Annotated in this window: 17 protein-coding genes; 1 reads left to right on the forward strand and 16 read right to left on the reverse strand. The window is 71.4% G+C overall.

What is annotated here, in order from left to right:
• The 15 genes from IH09_RS29015 to IH09_RS29085 form a co-directional block, all read right to left on the reverse strand.
• A partial coding sequence (locus tag IH09_RS29015; RefSeq protein WP_190233442.1) for a flavodoxin-dependent (E)-4-hydroxy-3-methylbut-2-enyl-diphosphate synthase occupies positions 1–474 on the reverse strand: 474 nt, incomplete at its 3' end.
• A gap of 4 nt (positions 475–478) precedes the next feature.
• Positions 479–1,504 carry an adenosyl-hopene transferase HpnH gene (gene hpnH / locus IH09_RS29020; RefSeq protein WP_052860481.1) on the reverse strand — a complete coding sequence of 342 codons (1,026 nt, stop codon included), beginning with the start codon at positions 1,502–1,504 and terminating at the stop codon, positions 479–481.
• 5 nt (positions 1,505–1,509) lie between these two features.
• Complete coding sequence (locus IH09_RS29025; RefSeq protein ID WP_052860482.1) at positions 1,510–2,166, reverse strand: phosphorylase family protein; 657 nt, start codon at positions 2,164–2,166, stop codon at positions 1,510–1,512.
• Entirely contained in the window at positions 2,166–4,172 is a 2,007-nt protein-coding gene (shc, locus tag IH09_RS29030; RefSeq protein ID WP_052860483.1) for a squalene--hopene cyclase, read from the reverse strand. Before shc ends, IH09_RS29025 begins: the two co-directional genes overlap by 1 nt.
• A 105-nt stretch (positions 4,173–4,277) precedes the next feature.
• Positions 4,278–5,342 carry a polyprenyl synthetase family protein gene (locus IH09_RS29035; protein ID WP_172450768.1) on the reverse strand — a complete coding sequence of 355 codons (1,065 nt, stop codon included), beginning with the start codon at positions 5,340–5,342 and terminating at the stop codon, positions 4,278–4,280.
• Between the two features lie 53 nt (positions 5,343–5,395).
• Positions 5,396–6,853, reverse strand: coding sequence for a hydroxysqualene dehydroxylase HpnE (gene hpnE, locus IH09_RS29040; RefSeq protein WP_110952650.1), 1,458 nt, complete (start codon positions 6,851–6,853; stop codon positions 5,396–5,398).
• Positions 6,854–6,950: 97 nt separating this feature from the next.
• Positions 6,951–7,904, reverse strand: a complete 954-nt coding sequence (gene hpnD / locus IH09_RS29045) for a presqualene diphosphate synthase HpnD (RefSeq protein ID WP_052860486.1) — start codon at positions 7,902–7,904, stop codon at positions 6,951–6,953.
• Positions 7,901–8,767 carry a squalene synthase HpnC gene (gene hpnC / locus IH09_RS29050; RefSeq protein ID WP_052860518.1) on the reverse strand — a complete coding sequence of 289 codons (867 nt, stop codon included), beginning with the start codon at positions 8,765–8,767 and terminating at the stop codon, positions 7,901–7,903. Before hpnC ends, hpnD begins: the two co-directional genes overlap by 4 nt.
• Before the next feature lie 455 nt (positions 8,768–9,222).
• Positions 9,223–10,017, reverse strand: a complete 795-nt coding sequence (locus tag IH09_RS29055; RefSeq protein ID WP_052860487.1) for an ABC transporter ATP-binding protein — start codon at positions 10,015–10,017, stop codon at positions 9,223–9,225.
• Positions 10,010–10,939, reverse strand: a complete 930-nt coding sequence (locus IH09_RS29060) for an ABC transporter permease (protein WP_052860488.1) — start codon at positions 10,937–10,939, stop codon at positions 10,010–10,012. Before IH09_RS29060 ends, IH09_RS29055 begins: the two co-directional genes overlap by 8 nt.
• A 78-nt stretch (positions 10,940–11,017) precedes the next feature.
• Complete coding sequence (locus tag IH09_RS29065; protein WP_052860489.1) at positions 11,018–11,890, reverse strand: glycosyltransferase family 2 protein; 873 nt, start codon at positions 11,888–11,890, stop codon at positions 11,018–11,020.
• 14 nt (positions 11,891–11,904) lie between these two features.
• A complete protein-coding gene (locus tag IH09_RS29070) occupies positions 11,905–12,684 on the reverse strand; it encodes a CDP-alcohol phosphatidyltransferase family protein (protein ID WP_094793264.1) in 780 nt (259 codons plus the stop codon).
• Entirely contained in the window at positions 12,662–13,723 is a 1,062-nt protein-coding gene (locus IH09_RS29075) for an iron-containing alcohol dehydrogenase family protein (RefSeq protein WP_052860491.1), read from the reverse strand. The genes IH09_RS29070 and IH09_RS29075 overlap by 23 nt, the downstream gene beginning before the upstream one ends.
• Complete coding sequence (locus IH09_RS29080; protein ID WP_052860492.1) at positions 13,711–14,463, reverse strand: phosphocholine cytidylyltransferase family protein; 753 nt, start codon at positions 14,461–14,463, stop codon at positions 13,711–13,713. Before IH09_RS29080 ends, IH09_RS29075 begins: the two co-directional genes overlap by 13 nt.
• A complete protein-coding gene (locus IH09_RS29085) occupies positions 14,460–16,265 on the reverse strand; it encodes a DUF5941 domain-containing protein (protein ID WP_052860493.1) in 1,806 nt (601 codons plus the stop codon). The genes IH09_RS29080 and IH09_RS29085 overlap by 4 nt, the downstream gene beginning before the upstream one ends.
• 739 nt (positions 16,266–17,004) lie before the next feature.
• Between IH09_RS29085 and idi the strand changes: the two genes are divergently transcribed.
• A complete protein-coding gene (gene idi / locus IH09_RS29090) occupies positions 17,005–17,613 on the forward strand; it encodes an isopentenyl-diphosphate Delta-isomerase (RefSeq protein ID WP_052860494.1) in 609 nt (202 codons plus the stop codon).
• Here the strand turns inward: idi and IH09_RS29095 are convergent.
• Positions 17,588–18,079: an ATP-binding protein gene (locus IH09_RS29095; protein ID WP_052860495.1), complete on the reverse strand. Its 492-nt coding sequence runs from the start codon at positions 18,077–18,079 to the stop codon at positions 17,588–17,590. The two genes, idi and IH09_RS29095, sit on opposite strands and share 26 nt — an antisense overlap.
• Between the last annotated feature and the right edge of the window lie 27 nt (positions 18,080–18,106).

Genomic DNA, 18,106 nt, shown 5'->3' on the forward strand with positions numbered 1-18,106 from the left:
CCGGATCGGGGTACCCGCCTCCGACGCCGCCTTCGCGATCTCCCGGACCTTGTCATCGAACTGCTTGATGTTCCCCGGATTCACCCGGACCGCCGCACACCCCGCATCGATCGCCGCGAACACATACTTCGGCTGGAAGTGAATATCCGCGATCACCGGAATCTGCGACTTCCGCGCAATCACCGCCAGCGCATCCGCATCATCCTGCGTCGGACACGCCACCCGCACGATCTGACACCCCGACGCCGTCAACTCCGCGATCTGCTGAAGCGTCGCCCCCACATCGGACGTCCGCGTCGTCGTCATCGACTGCACCGAGACGGGAGCGCCGCCGCCCACCGTCACCGGCCCGACCTGGATGGCGCGCGACTTACGCCGCGCCGCCAGCGGCCGGGCCGGGACCTCGGGGAGCACCGGTACCGTGCTGCTCCGGGGGATGTCCCGCACTCCCCCGGGAAGCTCGCCACTGCTCATCACGTCACCCGCGGTTTCCTGCGACGGTCTCCCGGGCGGCCCGCAGGGACTCCTTGAGGGAGCCCATGGTGGCCAGGACGGCGGTGGGTTCGTAGCCGCAGTGCGCCATGCAGTTGGCGCAGCGCGGGTCCTTGCCCCGGCCGTACTTGCTCCAGTCGGTCTCCTCGATGAGCTCCCGGTACGTCGGGACGTATCCGTCGCTCATGAGGTAGCAGGGCCGCTGCCAGCCGAAGAGCGAGTAGTTGGGGATCGCCCAGGCCGTGCACGGGAAGTCCGCCTTGCCCTCCAGGAAGTCGAGGAAGAGCGGGCTGTGGTTGAGCCGCCAGCGACGGCGGTTGCCGCCGGCGAACGCCTTCTTGAACAGCTCCCGGGTCTGCTCGACGCCCAGGAAGTGCTCCTGGTCGGGGGCCTTCTCGTAGGCGTAGGCGGGCGACAGCATCATCTCGTCGACCTGGAGGTCGTCGTTGAGGAAGTTGAGGACCTCGATGATGTTCTGCGGGGTGTCGGTGTTGAAGAAGGTGGAATTGGTGGTGACGCGGAAACCACGCCGCTTGGCCTCCTTTATGGCCGCCACCGCTTCGTCGAAAACGCCTTCCTTCGCGACGGATTCGTCATGCCGTTCCCGCATTCCGTCGATGTGCACCGCGAAGGCGAAATACGGCGAGGGCGTGAACTTCTCCAGTTTCTTGCGCAGCAGCATCGCGTTGGTGCACAGGAAGACATATTTCCGGCGGGCCACCAACTGCCGTACGATTTCATGGATCTGGGGGTGCATCAAGGGTTCGCCGCCGGCGATGGAGACCATCGGGGCGCCGGACTCCAGCACCGCGCCGACCGCCTGCGCCACCGGCATCCGCTGCTTGAGCACCCCCGCCGGATGCTGGATCTTGCCGCAGCCCTCACATTTCAGGTTGCAGGCGAAGAGGGGTTCGAGCTCGACGATGAGCGGGAACTTCTCGCGCTTCCGCAGCACTTTCTGTTCAAAGAGATAGGTTCCGACCCGGATGGACTGACGGAGCGGCATGGCCATCTAGCTCACCTCCTGGGGAGCAGCAAAGAACGGTGCCATTCGAAAAAAACAGGAAACACAGAGCGCAGCACACGGAAGGCCGATATTCCACCGCGCACGGTGCCGATACGGACGAGTTCATGTTCCGGAGCGTCCACGACCACCCGTACGGCCGCAACCGGACGGCGGCCGGCCCGCGTGGCCGCGCGGAGCGTGGCGGCGGATTCCATGTCCACCGCGACGGCGCCGGTGGCGTGCAGGGCGACCCGCGCCGCGCCGCGTACGACGTGGTCGGAGCCGCACAGCAGGCCGGTGTGCACGGTCAGGCCGCGCGCCCGCAAGGCCCGCAGCAGCGGGCCGTTGTCCCGGCAGACCACCTCCGGCGCGTCCGGGCGGTGATCGCGGGTGGTCTCGGCGACGACCACGTCGCCGGGCCGCATCCCGGGGGCGAGGCCGGCGCAGAAGCCGCTGGCGATGACGGGCGAATCCGCGGTGCGGGCGCCGTCGGCCAGCGCCTTGGCGAGGGCGCGCTCCGCCGCCTGCGGGCCCATACCGGTACGGAGGGTGATCGCGGGCGGGTTGCCGGCGCCGCGCTCACCGCCGCGCAGCGCGAACCGTTCGATGCCGAGCGCGCAGGCGACCAGCAGCGGCGGTCCGGCATCCGGCGCGGGCCTGCGTGGCATCAGGCCCCCAGGGACGCACCGGCCGGTCCGCCGTTGACGTAGCGGCCCAGGGCCGTCAGCGGGAAGACCTGCCGGTACAGGTGGTAGTTGATGGAGAAGTCCCAGGGGAAGCCGGTGCCGGTGAAGTACGGCTCGTCCCAGGTGCCGTCCGCGCGCTGGGTGTCGGCCAGCCAGCGCACCCCGCGCCGTACCGCCTCGCTGTCCCGCTCGCCGGCCGCGAGCAGCGCCATCAGCGCCCAGCCGGTCTGCGAGGCGGTCGACGCGCCGCGGCCGGCCCACTTCTTGTCCTGGTAGGACCGCTGGTCCTCGCCCCAGCCGCCGTCGTCGTTCTGCACCCGCTCCAGCCAGCCGACGGCCCGGCGGACCGCGGGGTGCGAACCGGGGATACCGGCCGCGGCGAGCGCGGGGAGCACCGATCCCGTGCCGTAGAGGTAGTTGGTGCCCCAGCGGCCGAACCAGGCGCCGCTGGGCTCCTGTTCGGCCAGCAGCCACTGGATGCCGCGGCGGGTGCGCGGGTCGTGCGTGCGGTCGACGTCGGCGAGCATCTCGACGACATGGGCGGTGACGTCGGCCGACGGCGGGTCGATGACCTCGCCGAAGTCGCAGAACGGCAGGCGGTTGGGGAACGGGCTGGTGTTGTCGGCGTCGAAGGCGGCCCAGGCTCCGTTCTTCGACTGCATGCCGAGGTTCCAGCGCACCGCGCGCTGGACGGCGGCGTCGACGCGCGCCGGATCCGGATGACGCACCCGGCGCAGCGCCAGCACCACCTCGGCGGTGTCGTCGATGTCCGGGTAGTTGTCGTTCTCGAACTCGAACGCCCAGCCGCCGGGCTGGAGTTGCGGTCTGCGGACCGCCCAGTCGCCGGGCCGGTCGATCTCCTCGGCGAGCATCCAGTCGACGGCCTTGACCAGCTGCGGGTGGTCGGCGGGGACTCCGGCGTCGGCGAGCGCGATGGTCGCCAGGCAGGTGTCCCAGACCGGGGACTGGCATGCCTCGATCATGCGGCTGCCGTCCTCCTGCCAGACGGCGAACCGGTCCAGCGACTGCAGACCGGCGCTGAGGACGGGGTGGTCGAGGTCGTAGCCGAGGAGGTGCAGGGCGATGATGGAGTAGACGGCGGGGGGCTGGATACCGCCCCAGCAGCCGTCGTTCTCCTGCCGTTCGACGATCCAGCGGGCGGCGGAGCGCATCGCGGCCCCGCGCAGCTTGCGCAGTGCGACCTTGTGGTAGAGGTGCAGCGCCTTGTCGAGGCGCTGGAAGAGGCCGTCCCAGCTGGCGGCCGGGGCGAGCGGCTGCCGCGGGCGGGGATGGCGCGGGTCGGTGTGCAGCTCGTCGAGGGCGAACGGTGCGGGCCGTACCGGGCGCTTGGCCGAGACGATGGTCAGCGGCACGATGGTCTGCCGCGCCCAGCATCCGAAGTCGTAGATGTTGAGCGGGAACCACTGGGGGAAGTAGATGAGCTCCGGCGGGAGTTCGGGGAGGTCCTCCCACCGCCACCAGCCGAAGAGGGCCAGCCAGATGCGGGTGAAGACGCGGGCGGCGGCGATACCGCCGTGGCCGCGGATCCAGGCGGCGGCGCCGGCCATGTGGGGGGCGTCGGGGGCGTCTCCGGCGAGCCGGAGGGCGACGTATGCCTCGATGGTGGCGGAGAGGTCGCCGGGCCCTTCGTGAAAGGTGGCCCAGGTGTTGTCGGCGCGCTGTTCGGCGCGGATGTGGCGGGCCGCCGCCTCGGTGGTCCCGCGGTCCTGGATGCCGAGGAACTGACGGAGCAGCAGGTCTTCCGCGTCCATCGTGACGTTGGTTTCGAGGGTGCCCTTCCACCATCCGGCGGAGTCCTGGGCGGCGAGCAGATGCTCGGTGGCGCGGGTGGTCGCGTGTCGTGCGGCGGCCATCGTGTCCCCCGCCACGACGGTCGGCGTGTATGCGGTTGTCTCGGCGGCGTCATCGCTGGCCGAGGGGGCCCGGGGGGCGGGCGCCCCGGTGCTTCCGTCGGTCGTCGCTTTCATGGCTTCCCCTTCGGCAGTGAACTGTGAAGCGTGCTCAGGGATTCCGTCGGCCGGCGCCCGGCTGGCGCCGACCGGCGACTGCGATCTAGATCGGTTTGATAGTGATCATCTCTCTCGTACGACGACGAAGTCCGCGAGCGCGACGAGCTGCCCGCGGATCTCTTCCGGCATCTCGACCTCGTCCAGTGCGGCGATGGCGGTGGCGTGCTGGCGGCGGGCCTCCTGAGAGGTCCACTCGCGGCCGCCGGCCTCCTCGATCAGGGCCGCGCGGGAGGCGAACTCCTCCTCGGTGAAGTCGGCGATCTCGGTCTCGCTCTTCTTGGCGTCCGCCGCGAGGATCCCGGCGAGGCGCTCGGAGGCCGGGCCCCCGGCGGCGAGCGCGGCGACCACCGGCAGCGACTTCTTGCGCTGGCGCAGATCGCTCCAGGTCTGCTTGCCCGTGGCGTCCGGGTCGCCCCAGATGCCGAGCAGGTCGTCGACCGCCTGGAAGGCGAGGCCGAGGTGGTATCCGTACCGCTCCAGGGTGTCCGCGGTGTGGTCGTCGGCGCCGCCGAGGACGGCGCCGATGGAGACCGCGCAGGCGAGGAGGGCGCCCGTCTTGTTGCCCTCCATCTCCAGGCACTCCTCGACGGTGACCCGCTCGCGGTGCTCGTAGGAGATGTCCTGGGCCTGGCCGTCGATCAGTTTGCGGGTGGCCACGGTGAGCCGGCGGGTGGCCCGGCCGGCCTCGACCGTGCCCAGTTCCAGCAGTATTTCGTTGGCGAGCGCGAACAGCGCGTCGCCAACGAGGATGGCCTGCGCGGGGCCGTGCACCTTCCATACGGTGTCGCGGTGCCGGCGCTGCTCGTCGCCGTCCATCAGGTCGTCGTGCAGCAGCGAGAAGTTGTGCACCAGCTCGACCGCCACCGCACCCGGCACGCCCACCTCGGGCGCCTTGCCCGCGGCCTGCGCGGACAGCAGGGCGAGCGCGGGCCGTACGGCCTTGCCGCTGTCGCCCGCGGACGGGCGGCCCTGTGCGTCGATCCAGCCGAAGTGGTAGGCGGCGACGGTGTCCATGGGAGGGGCGAGCCGGTCCACGGCGGCACGCAGCACGGGAGTGGCGAGTGTCCGCCCACGCTCCAGCAGCGCGGTGACGCTCTCGGTGTCGATAGCTGGGGAAGCCGGGTTCACGGTTTCTCCTCTGTTTCCGATGCTCGTGCTCGTGCGGGAACTGATACTCGTAGTCATGCCGCCTCCTGGGTCAACTGGCCCTGAGGGAAGCCGAGTTCGGTGAGCGCCTCGCGAGCGGCGACGGTGCCGCTGCGCACGGCGCTTTCCATGGTCGCGGGCCACCCGGTGGCGGTCCACGCACCGGCCAGGAACAGGCCGGGGACTTGGGTACGGGCGGCGGGGCGGAGCCTGCCGACGCCCGGGGCGGGCGCGAAGGTCGCGGTGCGCTCGCGGGTGACGAAGAAGTCGATGATCCTGGCGCCCCGGGCGGCGGGCAGCAGCCGCTCCAGTTCGGGGAGGTAGCGGGCGCGGAGCTTGGCGATCGGCAGGTCGATCTCGTCCTGCGCGGCGGACTGCGAGACGGCCAGATACTGACGGCCGGTCCCCTCGGGCAGTGCGGCGAGCCCGGAGGCGTCCGTGCGGTCGAAGACCCACTGGACCGGTGAGCCGACCGCGGCGAAGAAGGGGCGGCGCAGCACTCTGCGGTCGTAGACGGCATGGAGGTTGAGGATCGGCGCGGTGCCGATGCCCAGCAGCCGGTCCGGGTCGGCCAGCGCACCGCCGGGGAGCAGTGCGTGGCTCTCCCGCTGCGGTACGGCGAGGACGACGGTGTCCGCGGCCAGTTGCTCGCCGCCGTGCGGGCCGCTCGACACCGAGACCTGCCAGCCGCCGTCGGTGCGGGTCACGGCGGTGGCGCGGGTGCGCAGGGCGACGCGTACCCCGGCCTTCTCCAGGGCGGTGCGGGCGAGGGTGTCGTGGACGTCGCCGAGCGGGACGTGGGCCCAGCCGATGTCGGCGGCGCCCGGGTCGGAGAGCAGCCCGGTCTTGAAGACCTTGGCGGCCAGGCCCAGGGACACTTCGTCGGCGGTGGCGTTGAGGGTGGCGACGCCGACCAGGTCCCACAGGGCCTCGACCGTACGGGCCGACTGGCCGTACCGGCGCAGCCAGCTGCCGAAGTCGTGGCCGTCCAGCGCGGGGTCGGCCGGGTCCAGGCGCCGGAGCGCGAGGGTGGCGCGCACGACACCGGCCCGCTCGGCGGGCGAGAGGTGCGGATACAGGGCCAGGCTCCTGGCCAGGTGGAGCGGGACGGGCAGCGCGGTGCGCCGCAGCCGGCCGAGCCGCATCCGGTCGGCGTCGAGGACCGGTACGTCCATACGGTCCTGGACGGGGACCAGGTGTGCGGCGTCGATCCGCTCCAGGAACCGGCGGTAGGCGGTGCAGCAGCGCAGGTAGACGTGCTGGCCGTTGTCGACGGTCAGCTCGCCGGCGGCGGAGTCGCGGCGGAAGGAGAAGACCAGGCCGCCCAGCCGGGGACGGCCCTCCACGAGGGTGACCCGCAGCCCCGCGTCGGCCAGCGCGAGCGCCGCCGTGGTGCCGGCCAGTCCGCCCCCGACGACCACCGCAGCCGCCCCTTCGGGACGGCCTGCCGGCGGTGTGTGGTGGCGGTCGGCCCGCCCGTCTCCCGATGTCATGCGTGCTCCCCCCGTACTTCCGTCATGGACGCAGCCGTCCGCCGGAGGGTTGCCCGCCGCGCCGACGCCGGATCATCGCTGTCGCCGGCCCGGCACGTCATCCGCGCCTCCTGACGGTCTGCCGGCGGCCGATCGCGCGCGCGTCGAGCCCGGAGAGCCCGCGCACCGCGACGAACGCCTTCTCGTGGCCGGGCAGCGAGACCCGGCCGCGCAGCACCGCCGCGGGGTCGGCGGCGATCCGCGACAGCAGGCGGTGGTAGATACCTGCCATCGCCGCCACGCAGGCGCCGCTGCGCCGGTCGAGCATCGGCAGCAGCTGGAAGCCGTCGGCGAAGAGCGCGCGGGCGCGCTTGACCTCGAAGCGCACCAGGCCGGTGAAGTCGGCGCCGGCCGGCGGGACCGGGCCGTGGAAGCCGGCCGAGCAGCCGAACTTGGCCAGGTCCTCGGCGGGGAGGTAGGTGCGTCCGTTGCCCGCGTCCTCGCGAACGTCCCGGAGGATGTTGGTGAGTTGGAGGGCGAGCCCGAGGGTATCGGCGTACTCGGAGGCGCGCTCGGCGTCCCGCGCGCCGGGCACGGTACCGAACACGCCCAGCGACAGACGGCCGATGGCCCCGGCGACGCAGCGGCAGTAGTCCTTGAGGTCGTCCCAGGTCTCGTAGTGCCGGCCGCGGACGTCCATCAGGACACCGTCGATCAGCTCGTCGAGCCCGTCGAGCGGCAGCGGGAAGCGGCGGGCGGCGTCGGCGAGCGCGACGGCCACCGGATCGGTGTCGTCCTCCCCCACCTGGCCGTTCCGGACCCGGGCCAGCAGCGCCCGGGTGTCCTCCAGGCGCCGGTGCTTGGCGGCCGGCTCCAGGGTGCCGTCGCCGATGTCGTCGACCCGCCGCGAGAAGGCGTAGAGCGCCGACATGGCCTGTCGCTTCTCGGCCGGCAGCAGCCGGATGCCGTAGGCGAAGTTCCGTGCCTGCTGCCCGGTCACGGCCTCGCAGTAGCGGTATGCGGCGATGACCGGCGCGGATGTGTGTGCGGTTGCCTCCACGGTCCGACTCACCCCTCTCTTCGCAATGTCGCCCCCACCTCGCGCAGCAGGCTGAGCTTGGTCGACTTGGGCGGTCCGGGGAGTACGTCGTGATCGGCGGCCGCGACCGCCCGGAGTGCGGCGCGCCCGCCGGCCACGAAGCCGGCCAGCAGCAGTTTGAGCCTGCCGTGCACGCTACCCACCAGCGGGGTGCCTTCATTCAGCAGCTCGCGGGCGCGCTCCGCTTCGTAGGCGATCAGCGCGCGCACCGGTGCGCCCCCGCTCGGGGCGGCCAGATCGGCCTCGGTGACCCCGAAAGTCTTCATGTCCTCGGCAGGGAGGTAGATACGGTCGCGGCCGAGGTCCTCGGCCACGTCCTGGAGGTGTTCGACGATCTGCAACGCGGTGCAGACCGCGTCCGAGCGGCGGATGCGCTCGGGGCTGGCGGTGCCGGTGATGCCGAGGACGAGGCGGCCGACGGGGTTGGCGGACAGCTCGCAGTAGGCGAGCAGATCGTCGTAGGTGGCGTAGCGCGCCACCCGCTGGTCCTGCCGGTTCGCCTCGATCAGGCGGACGAACGGTTCGGTGGTCAGCGCGCAGCGGCGGACAGTCGGGCCGAGCCGGCGCATCAGCGGATGCCGGGGCCCGGGAGCCCGGTCGCTGAAGACGCGGTACAGGTCCGCCTCCAGGGCGTCCAGCAGCGCGGGGCGGTCGTCACACTGCGCGCGGTCCAGGCCGAGCAGCACGGCGTCGCCGCCACCGGGGGCGAGATCGCCGTCGCCGATGTCGTCGACGAGCCGGGCGAAGCCGTAGACGGCCATCAGGTCGGCGCGCCAGGCGCGGGGCAGGAAGAACGGCGCCACCGGGAAGTTCTCGTGCGCGGCCTGGTCCAGCACGGTGCGTGACTGCGCGTCGGCCGGTCCGCCGGAGACCGCCGCCCGCCGGTCGAAGACGCTGCGCGTCTGCGCCTCCCCTTCGCTCACCGGGGGCTGCCCGGCGCATCGGGAAGCCGGAGCGAACCAGTAGCCATTGCCGTCACGTCTCCCGTTCTACACCGCCAAGCCAAAACATCCCTTTTCGGACACGCCGCAGGTAGCAGCACGGCCTGGCCGGGCCGTCATCGCCCGAGCGGGTGAGCATTGCCCGACTTGTACCACTTGTGTTGTTCAGTACCCCGTACAGCTTACGCTGTACATCTGGTCCGCGTCCGACCGGGTACCGAAGCTCAAGGCAACGATCCAGTCAACGTCGCAGCGGATCCAACCGTTCCCGACCTCGGCGGAGTTGACCATCCATTAACGACCGAGGCCCCGGCGAGCCGGAGTCGCGGGGCCTCGGGGAGCGGGCGGGACTACTTGCCCGACTCCTTCTCGTACGCCTTGATCACTTCGTCGGTCGGGCCGTCCATCAGCAGCTCGCCCCGCTCCAGCCACAGCACCCGGTCACAGGTGTCCCGGATCGACTTGTTGTTGTGGCTGACCAGGAAGACCGTACCGGCTTCCTTGCGCAGCTCGCGGATGCGCTCCTCGGAACGCTTCTGGAAGCTGCGGTCGCCGGTGGCCAGCGCCTCGTCGATCATCAGCACGTCGTGGTCCTTGGCCGCGGCGATGGAGAACCGCAGACGGGCCGCCATACCGGAGGAGTACGTGCGCATCGGCAGCGAGATGAAGTCGCCCTTCTCGTTGATGCCGGAGAAGTCGACGATGCCCTCGTAGCGCTCGCGGACCTGTTCGCGGGACATGCCCATGGCCAGACCACCGAGGATGACGTTCTTCTCGCCGGTCAGGTCGTTCATCAGGGCCGCGTTGACACCCAGCAGCGAGGGCTGGCCGTGCGTGTAGACCTTGCCCGACTCCGCGGGGAGCAGCCCCGCGACCGCCTTGAGCAGCGTCGACTTGCCGGAGCCGTTCGACCCGATCAGGCCGATCGACTCACCGCGGTACGCCGTGAAGCTCACGCCCTTGACCGCGTGCACCTCGCGCACGCCCGCCGACGGCTTGCGGCGGATGATCCGGTTGAGCGCCGCCGTGGCACCGCCCTTGCCCGCACCGGTGCCGTACACCCGGTAGACGATGTGCAGCTCGTCCGCGATCACGGTCGGCACGCGGGCCTCTGCCGCCTGGGCGGCGTCCTTCTGCTCAGCCACGTCCGTACCGCTCCTCAGCCTTCCAGAAGTACACGAAGCCGACGACACCCATCAGCACGGCCCAGCCGGCGGCGAACGCCCACACATGGGGCGGCAGCTGCTGTGCCGTGAAGCTGTCGATCAGCGCGAAACGCATCAGGTCGATGTAGACGGCGGCCGGGTTGGCGTTGAGCACGACCTCGACGAACCCCGGGACGTCCTTGCCCTTGAGGATCAGGTCGATGCTGAACATCACGCCGGACGCATACATCCACGTACGCATGATGAACGGCATCAGCTGCGCCAGGTCGGGGGTCTTGCTGCCCAGCCGGGCCATGACCATCGCCAGGCCGGTGTTGAAGACGAACTGCAGCAGCAGCGCCGGGAACACCAGCAGCCACGACCAGGTCGGCAGCTGCCCGAAGCCGAGCAGGATGAGGACCAGCACACCCATCGAGAACAGCAGCTGCTGGAGCTGCATGAGGCAGAACGAGATGGGCAGGCAGGCACGCGGGAAGTGCAGCGCGCGGACCAGCCCCAGGTTGCCGGAGATCGCCCGCGTACCGGCCATCACCGAGCTCTGTGTGAAGGTGAAGATGAAGACACCGGTCACCAGGAACGGGACGAAGTCGGGGACGCCCTTCCGCGTGCCGATCAGCAGACCGAAGATGAGGTAGTAGACGAGCGCGTTCAGCAGCGGCGTCGCCACCTGCCAGACCTGTCCCAGCTTCGCCTGGCTGTACTGCGCCGTCAGCTTCGCGCTGGAAAAGGCGGAGATGAAGTGCCGCCGGTCCCACAGCTGCCGGACGTACTCCGGCAGACTGGGTCGGGCCCCGCTCTGCGAAAGCCCGTACTTCTGGGCACGCTGGGCCGCGGTGAGCCCCTCGTCGGGTGATGGCGGGGCACTCATGGCGACCGCACTGTCGTGCGTAGTCTCGCTCACAGTTGACACTTTCGTCCTCAAGGTGCGCTGCCGGGGCCGTGCCCCGGCTCACGCCCGATGCTCTCAGATACGAGCTTGTCAGATGACAGGAGGGCGGCCCAGTCGGGTCAGGCGCCACACGGTACGCCACTTCATGGGACGCCTGGGACCGCACGGGCTCGCCCAGCCCTCACGGAAACCGCCCAGCCAGGCCCGCAGCGCCGGCCGCGACGGGCGGCGGGCCAGGGTCAGCAGGAACCAGACGGCGGGATAGACCACGACCAGCGGGACGGGCAGGTTGCGCCGGGCCAGCCAGACCCGGTTGCGCGCCACCATCCGGTGGTAGACCGCGTGCCGGGCCGGAGCCGTCGTCGGGTGGAAGAGGACCATGTCCGACCGGTAGTCGATCAGCCAGCCCGCATCCAGGGCCCGCCAGGCCAGGTCGGTCTCCTCATGTGCGTAGAAGAAGTCGCCGGGCAGCCCGCCGACCTCGTCGAGCACCTTGGTGCGGACCGCGTTCGCGCCGCCGAGGAAGGTGGTGACCCGGGAGGACCGCAGGGGGTCTGCGGCGCGCAGCCGTGGCACGTGGCGGCGCTGGGTCTCACCGGTGTCCGGATCCGCGATCCGGAAGCTGATGATGCCGAGCTCCGGATCCTTGGCGAAGGCTTCCCGGCACAGCTCGGCGGTGTCCTGGCGGGCCAGCAGACCGTCGTCGTCCAGGAAGAGCAGTACGTCCACCTCGGTGCCGCCGGGTCCGAACGCCTCGATGCCGACGTTGCGGCCCGCAGGGATGCCGACGTTCTCCGGCAGCTCGACGGTCCGTACGCCCTCGGGGAGCTCGGGCAGCGGCGAACCGTTGCCGACGACCGCGATCTCGATCGCATCCCCGTGCTGGGCGGCGACCGAGTCCAGCAGCGCGCGCAGCTCCGCCGGGCGGTTGCCCATGGTCAGGACGACCGCCCCGAGCCGCATCGGGGTAGCCGCGGTCATTTGAGCCTGCTGGAGGCGAGGATGGACACGAGGTGCAGCAGCGTCTGCAGGAGGGCGATACCGGCCAGTACGGCGACGCCGAGGCGGGAGAAGAACAGGTCGCCCCGGATCGCGTCCAGCACCGCCAGCACCAGGATCAGCAGGGACGCCTCGATCCCCAGGACGAGCCGGTGGAACTTCAGCGCCGCGGCGGCCTTGCGGGCCAGCGCCACTCCGGACGAGCGCGGCTCGGACGCCGCCTCCTTGACCGGCGGCAGCCCGCCCTGGTGCCGGGCGACGCCGACGAGGTCGGTCTCTGCCTTGATCAGGATGGCCCCGAGGGCGGCGAGGGTGCCGAGGAAGGCCCACAGCCAGTCGATCCGCCCGGAACCCCACAGGTCCGCGGCGCGCAGGCCGAAGCCGACCAGCACGGCGGCGTCGCACAGATAGGCGCCGACGCGGTCCAGGTACACGCCGCCGAGCGAGAACTGCTTCTTCCAGCGGGCGACCTCGCCGTCGACGCAGTCGAGCAGCAGGTAGAGCTGGACCATCAGCACGCCGAGCACCGCGCCCCAGATCCCCGGCACCAGGAGGGCCGGGGCGGCGAGGACGCCGAACACGGTCATCACGTACGTGAGCTGGTTGGGCGTGATCCTGGTGTTCACCAGGTACCGGTCGCAGCGCAGCGAGATTTCCCGCATGTAGAGGCGACCGGCCCAGTGCTCACCGCTGCGCCGGTCCTTCACACCCTCGGGGTGGACGACCGGCCGGAGTTCAGCTACTGACGGCTTGTGCATAGTCGGCGTAAGCGTCCCTGATCTGGTCGGTGGACAGGTCGAGGTGTTCCAGGATCGTGTAGCGCCCGGGGCGGGTCTTGGGCGCGTAGGCGACGGCGGCGACGAATTCCTCGTCGGTGAAGCCGATCTCGCCCGGTGTGACCGGCAGGCCGTGCCGGCGCAGTACCCCGGCCATCAGCGCGCTCGTCTCCCGGTCCCCGCGCAGGTGCATGGCGAAGGCGGCGCCGAGGCCGCACTGCTCGCCGTGGCTCGCCGAGCGCCGGGGGTAGAGGATGTCGAAGGCGTGGTTGATCTCATGGCAGGCGCCGGACGCGGGGCGGCTGTCGCCGGCCACCGACATCGAGATGCCGGTGAGGACCAGGCCCTCGGCGAGCACCTGGAGGAACGCGTCGTCGCCGACCTCGCCCGGATGCCGGAGCACGGCCTCACCGGCCTGGCGTGCCATGGCGGCGGCCAGTCCGTCTATCGACTCCCCGGTCTCCCGGTGCGAGAGCTCCCAGTCCGCGACCGCGGAGATGTTGGAGATCGCGTCGCCGATACCGGACCGGACGAACCGGACCGGAGCCTCGCGGATGATGTCGAGGTCGATCACCACGGCGATCGGGTTGGGCACGCCGTAGGAGCCGCGGCCCGCGTCGTTGTCGAGGGTCGCGACCGGCGAGCACAGGCCGTCGTGCGAGAGGTTCGTCGCGACGGCCACGAGCGGCAGCCCGATCCGCGCCGCGGCGTACTTCGCACAGTCGATGATCTTGCCGCCGCCGAGCCCCACGACCGCGTCGTAGTGCCCCTTCTTCATGGCGTCGCCGAGCTTGATCGCGTCGTCGAGGGTGCCGCCGCCGACCTCGTACCACTCGGCGCCGGGCAGCGCGGGGGCCAGCCGTTCGCGCAGCCGCGCCCCGGAGCCGCCGCTGATCGCGACGGCCAGCTTGCCGGAGGCGGAGATGCGCTGGTCGGCCAGGAGGCCCGCCAGGCCGTCCAGGGCGCCGGCGTTGATGTCGACGACGACGGGGGACGGAATGAGCCGGGTCAGTACCGGCATGCGATCTCACGGCCCTTCGCGAGGTCGTCGTGGTTGTCGATCTCGACCCACGAGACGTCGCCGATGGGCGCCACGTCGATCTTGAAGCCGCGGTTGACGAGCTCCTGGTAGCCGTCCTCGTAGTAGAGGTCGGGGTCGCGCTCGAAGGTCGTCTTCAGGGCGTCGGCCAGATCGGCGGCGGCCTCGCCCTCGATGAGGGTGACGCCGATGTACTCACCGGTGGCGGTCGCCGGGTCCATCAGCTTGGTGATCTTCTGGACGCCCTTGACGGGGTCCACGATGACCTTCATCTCCTCGTCGGCGAGCTGCTTCACCGTGTCCAGCGCGAGGATGATCTTCCGGCCGTCGCCGCGGGCGGCGAGCAGGGTCTTCTCGACGGAGACCGGGTGCACGGTGTCGCCGTTGGCGAGGATCACCGTGTGCTGGAGGGAGTCACGGCCGCACCACAGGGAGTAGGCGTTGTTCCACTCCTCGGCCTTGTCGTTGTCGATGAGGGTGAGCTTGAGGCCGTACTTCTGCTCCAGGGCCTCCTTGCGCTCGTACACGGCTTCCTTGCGGTAGCCGACGATGATCGCGACCTCGGTCAGGCCGATCTCGGCGAAGTTGCCGAGCGTCAGGTCCAGGATGGTCGTGGCTTCCCCGTCCTGTTCCGGGCCCACCGGCACCAGTGCCTTGGGCAGAGTGTCGGTGTAGGGACGCAGACGCCGTCCGGCGCCGGCTGCCAGCACGAGGCCGATCATGCGGGTTCTCCTTCATCGTGTACGGCGGGTGCACCGGAGGACACCCAGAAGCGGATGCTCTCGATGAGCACCAGCAGCGCCAGGACCACAGCGAGGGCGGTCAGCGCGATGGTGAAACCTGAGGGGGACAGCAGCGCGGCGAGGACGGTGACGACGAGAATCCGTCCCTCATGGCCGCCGGCCGCCCGGACCAGCCACCGCGGAGGGGCGCCGCTGCCACCTCGGATGCGGTAGACCGTGTCGTAGTGATGGTAGGCGACGGCCGCGACCAGTCCGAACGCCGCGGGCAGCGCTCCGGGCGCGTCCGAGCGGGCGGCCAGGACCAGGATCGTGGTGTATTCGCCGATCCGGAAGAGCGGCGGCACCAGCCAGTCGAGGACGCCCTTGAGCGGGCGGGCGACGGCCGCGCCGGCCAGCAGCGCGGAGCAGGCCGCGACGCCGACGGTCGGCCAGGACGCGGGGTGGTCCTGGAAGAGCACCCAGACCAGCAGGACCGCGGTGGACAGGAAGGCCATGACGGGCGCCAGGAAGGAGCTCGCGCGGCCGCGGCCGCGCGCTCCGCCGGCGCACAGTTCGGCGAGCGGGCCGGAGTCGGCGAGGTCGGCGAGCGCCCGCGCGGCGCGGTCGGTCCGCCGGGCCCGGCGCGTCAGGGAGCGCAGCACCCGGCCGGCGGTGGTGTAGCAGGCGGCCAGTGCGCAGCCGATGAGCAGCGCGTAGAAGACGATGCGCGGGGTGGTGAACGCGGTGAGGACGGCGATCATGGCCCAGCGTTCGCCGATGGGCAGCACGATCATCCGGCGTACCCAGACCGTCCAGCCGACGCTGTCGAGCCGGTCGGAGAGCGCCGCGGTGGGGCTGGTGTTGGCGTTGGCGTCGTGGTTCGCCTCGTTGAAGGAGAAATCGACGACATGGCGGCAGGTCTGGAGGACCATCGCACCGAGCGCCAGCGCCCAGACGTCGTCGCCGCCGCGGGCGGCGCCCAGGGCGAGACCGGCGTAGTAGGCGTACTCCTTGGCCCGGTCGAAGGTCGCGTCGAGCCAGGCGCCCATCGTCGAGTACTGGAGGGAGTAGCGGGCGAGCTGCCCGTCGGTGCAGTCCAGGACGAAGGAGAAGAGCAGCAGGACACCGGCCGCGATGAAGCCGCCGCGGCTGCCGGTGGCCGCGCAGCCCGCCGCGATGACCGCGGTGAGCAGGGACGCGGTGGTGACCTGGTTGGGGGTCAGACCGCGGCGCGCGCACCAGCGGGCGAGGTAGCGGGAGTACGGGCTGATGCAGAAGGTCGTGAAGAACCCGTCGCGGGACTTGACCGCGGTGCGCAGCCGCACCGCCTCGTCGTCGACGGCCGCCACGGCATCCCGGGCGTCCGCGCGCTGGGCGGGGGTGAGCGCGACGGTGGCGACCAGGCTGCCCAGCTCGATGCGCTGGAGGCCGACGCCGTCGCGGTCGAGGGAGTCGGTCAGCGTCTCCGTGAGGACGTCGGTCAGGTGCGCGGTGCCGGCGCCGACCGGGATCGCGGCGGCGGCGCGGACCAGCGCGGGGCGGGCCTCGGGCTGCGCGGTGAGCGCGCCGGGCACGGCCGCGGCCGGGAAGCGCGGGTCGGTCAGGGCGAGCCGCAGGGCGTGCGGATGGCCGACGAAGCGGGGGTCGACGACGGCCACCCGCTCCTGTGCGGGCACCGCGGCGATCAGGTCCGCGGCGGAGGCGGGGTCATCCGCCGTGCGGACGTCGAAGCCCAGCGAGCGCAGGTCGGCTTCGAGCGACGACCCGGCTACCGGCGGACCGGTGAGGATGGCGGTCGACAGACGAACTCACTCCTTGGATGCTGACAAGGCAGCGCCGGTCGGTCCGCATTCGGTACGAACTACCCGGGCAGTGGGCGTGGCACACCTCACCCCTGAAGGGTTGGTGGCACGTCGGCAGAGGCTATCGGATCGCCGGAGGAGGCCGTTCACCGCGCATTCATCGCACGATCGAGTGACCGAAGGCCGCGTCTGCCGCGATCATCATCGTCGATCGGGCGCCGCATGAACAACTGCCGTCCGCGGCCGGGACCGATCGGGTGCCGGTTATGTACGGACTGGTCATGGGTGGGGCGGATTGGATCGGCAGCGGTGGTGCGGGGCGGGCGGCCACTGACGGCCCACTGCTCGGCCGGGCCGGCGGTGCGGGCGTCGGCCGTGGTGCGCGCGGGAGCGGTGTGGACCTTCTCACCGGCCGGGCGGGGTGCACGGGCACGGTGCCGGGATGCGGGATGCGGGGCGCGGTGTTCCGTGCCGCCCCTGTGCGGGTTCGGTGGCTCCGCGTGCACGCCGCCCGGTGCCGATGCGGACACTGCCGGGGCCGTCTCGCCCGCCGCAGGGCGGGTCCCGCGGTGTCCGGTGCGGTGCGTCGCACGGCGGCGGAGCGCCCCCGATACTGGATGTATCGGGGTGATCCCGACAATGCCGCGGGGTGCCGTGTCGGACACCGCGGGGCAGGGACTGCTTCGATGACACCCCCTAGGGCAGACTTGTCGTCGAAGACCGACGACAAGGACGGGCAATGCCGATCACACCTGCCAACGGACAGACCGCCGGGCTCTCGGCGGCGAGCGCACCGGCCGCCGCTGAATCGATCATGCTGGAGCTGGTCGACGAGGACGGTACGACGATCGGCACCGCGGAGAAGCTCGCCGCCCACCAGCCTCCCGGCCAGCTGCACCGGGCGTTCTCCGTCTTCCTCTTCGACGAGAAGGGCCGGCTGCTGCTCCAGCGCCGGGCGCTGGCGAAGTACCACTCCCCCGGTGTGTGGTCCAACACCTGCTGCGGGCATCCGTACCCGGGCGAGACGCCGTTCGCGGCCGCGGCCCGGCGCACCGCCGAGGAGCTGGGGCTCGCCCCGGCGCTGCTCGCGGAGGCCGGCACGGTGCGCTACAACCACCCCGATCCGGCCTCCGGCCTCGTGGAGCAGGAGTTCAACCACCTCTTCGTCGGGGTGGTGCGGGCCGAGCCCGCGCCGGATCCGGCGGAGATCGGCGAGATCGCGTTCGTGACGGCGCAGGAGCTGGCCGAGCGGCATGCCAAGGAGCCGTTCTCGGCGTGGTTCATGACCGTACTGGACGCCGCGCGCCCGGCGGTCCGCGAGCTCACCGGGCCGTCGGCGGGCTGGTAGCCAGCGGGACGAGCGGCAGCTCGGCCCAGACCGCCTTGCCGCCGTTCGCGGTGTGCTCGACGTCGCAGCTGCCGCCCGCCTCCGCGGTGATCATCTTGACCAGCCACAGGCCCCGGCCGCCGGTGTCGTCCTCGTCCGCCTCCACCGCTCTGGGGCGGTAGGGGTGGCCGTCCTCGACGGCGACGCGCAGCCGGCCGGCGCCGACGCTGAGCTGTACGGCGATCTCGGGTGAGAGCAGGGCGGCGTGCTGTACGGCGTTGGTGACGAGTTCGGAGACGATCAGCAGCAGGCTGTCCACGACGCAGGCGGCGACGGGTACGCGCCGGTCGTCGAGGAGGGCCCGGACCGCGTGGCGCGCCCGGGGCACGGACACCTCCAGTGCCGGGGCGGTGAACCGCCACACACCTTCGTACGCGGGCGGGACGGTCAGTTCCTCGGGGGGTTCTGCGGGGGGTCCGGAAGGCATCCTCACATGTCGAGTGTTGAGAACGCC

Source organism: Streptomyces celluloflavus, assembly GCA_000720995.1.
GTDB classification, from domain to species: Bacteria; Actinomycetota; Actinomycetes; order Streptomycetales; family Streptomycetaceae; genus Streptomyces; species Streptomyces celluloflavus.